Raw genomic sequence first — 1,567 nt, 5'->3', positions numbered from 1 at the left:
CGGTGGCGGTCACGGTCGCGGCGAACATCCCGCTGAACAACCGCCTGGACCGGGCCGGGCCGGTCGACCGGCTGGCCGATCCGCGCGCGACGCGGCAGGACTTCGAGCGGCCGTGGGTCCGCTGGCACACCCTCCGCACGTCCGTCTGTGTGCTCGCCTTCGGGTGTCTCTGCGTGGCGCTCTCGGTGGCCTGACGGTGCGCCGGTCGGCGGCGGACCCGCGGTGCGGGCTCGACGCCGACCGGCGGGTGGTCAGCCCCAGACGCCGGTGGCGGCGGTGTCCCGAGCGTAGTCGCGGAAGTCGCGGGGTTCCCGGCCGAGCGCACGCCGGACGCCGTCGGCCAGGTGGGCGTTGCGCCCGTCGAGGATCTTCGTGAACAGGTCGACGAACTCCACCGGCAGGCCTTCCCCGCGCAGCACGTCGGTGTACCGCTCGGCGGTGACCGGAACGTAGCTCACCTCCCGCCCGGTGGCCTGGCTGATCTCCTTGGCGACGTCGTGGAACGTGAGCAGGCGCGGGCCGGTCAGGTCGTACACCTCGCCGCCGTGCCCGTCCCCGGTGAGCGCCGCGACGGCGACGTCGGCGATGTCGTCGGCGTCCACGAACGGCTCGGCCGCGTCGCCCGCGGGCAGGACGATCTCGCCGGCTCGCACGGGGTCGAGCAGGAAGTTCTCGCTGAAGTTCTGGTGGAACCAGCTCGCCCGGACGACGGTGCAGGTGGGGTCGGCCGCCCGTACCGCCTCCTCGCCGGCACGGGCTTCCTCCTCGCCGCGCCCGGACAGCAGGACCAGCCGCCGCACTCCCATGTCGACGGCCTGTCGAGAGAAGGAGCCGACGGTGTCGGCGGCGCCGGGGAAGCCGAGGTCCGGGTGGTAGCAGAGGTAGACGGCCCGCACCCCGTCGAGGACCGGGCCCCAGGTGCGCCGGTCGTCCCAGTCGAAGGGCACGGGGGCGGTGCGGGAGCCGGCCCGCACGGGCCGGCCCCGCGCGGCCAGTCGGCGCACCACGCGGCGGCCGGTCCGGCCGGTGGCGCCGAGGACGAGGACGGGGTGCTGCGGATCGGAATGCGCGCTGTCGGTCATGCCTCCAGTACAGTGACCGGCCCGGACGGTGACCATCGTCGCGTGACTCGACCGCATGCGTGGTCGTCCATCCGGTACCGGTTGGGCGGGCGGGGCCACCGCGCCGGGGCGACCCGCCGTGGAGGGCGCCAGACATGGACACCGATGGTTGCTTGTTCCAGGCACGCGGCACGCCGTCCGGCCGTTCTCGTGGGTAGACTCCGCGTCGCGATCGGATGACTGTGCGTCGGCGCCGGGACAGCGCGCGCGACCGGCGGAGATTGGGGTGGCCACAGGTGAGCACACTGGTGAACGCAGCACCCACCCCGGTCGTCGTCCCCTCTGGCATCGACCTCGTCACGCCCGACCTCGGCACCGCCCGGGAGTTCTACACCGACCTCTTCGGCTGGACGGGCCGCCCGCTCGGCCACCTCCTCCGGGTCGGTGACCAGCGCGTTCGGCGCGGTCCGGGGCACCAGTCGGCCGTTGGGCAGGTAGCCCCGGTC

General features: G+C 74.2%; 2 protein-coding genes and 1 pseudogene. 1 reads left to right on the top strand and 2 read right to left on the bottom strand.

What is annotated here, in order from left to right; translation table 11 throughout:
- On the top strand, positions 1-194 hold a 194-nt coding region (locus tag AB0I76_RS29595; RefSeq protein ID WP_357042344.1), incomplete at its 5' end, for a DUF1772 domain-containing protein.
- 57 nt (positions 195-251) lie between these two features.
- On the opposite strand, the gene AB0I76_RS29590 is transcribed toward AB0I76_RS29595, so the two are convergent.
- Both AB0I76_RS29590 and AB0I76_RS29585 read right to left on the bottom strand, forming a co-directional pair.
- Entirely contained in the window at positions 252-1,082 is an 831-nt protein-coding gene (locus AB0I76_RS29590) for an NmrA family transcriptional regulator (protein WP_357042341.1), read from the bottom strand.
- Positions 1,083-1,459: 377 nt separating this feature from the next.
- Positions 1,460-1,567: pseudogene (locus AB0I76_RS29585) on the bottom strand (LamB/YcsF family protein); the annotation flags it as partial.

The organism is Micromonospora sp. NPDC049799, assembly GCF_040656655.1.
GTDB lineage: Bacteria > Actinomycetota > Actinomycetes > Mycobacteriales > Micromonosporaceae > Micromonospora.
Note: the sequence above shows the minus strand (reverse complement) of the source record. Positions and strands in the feature narration are given on the sequence as shown.

Excerpts from the sequence above, each read along its gene's own strand:
- AB0I76_RS29590 (WP_357042341.1), bottom strand. The coding sequence starts at position 1,082 with ATGACCGACAGCGCGCATTCCGATCCGCAGCACCCCGTCCTCGTCCTC.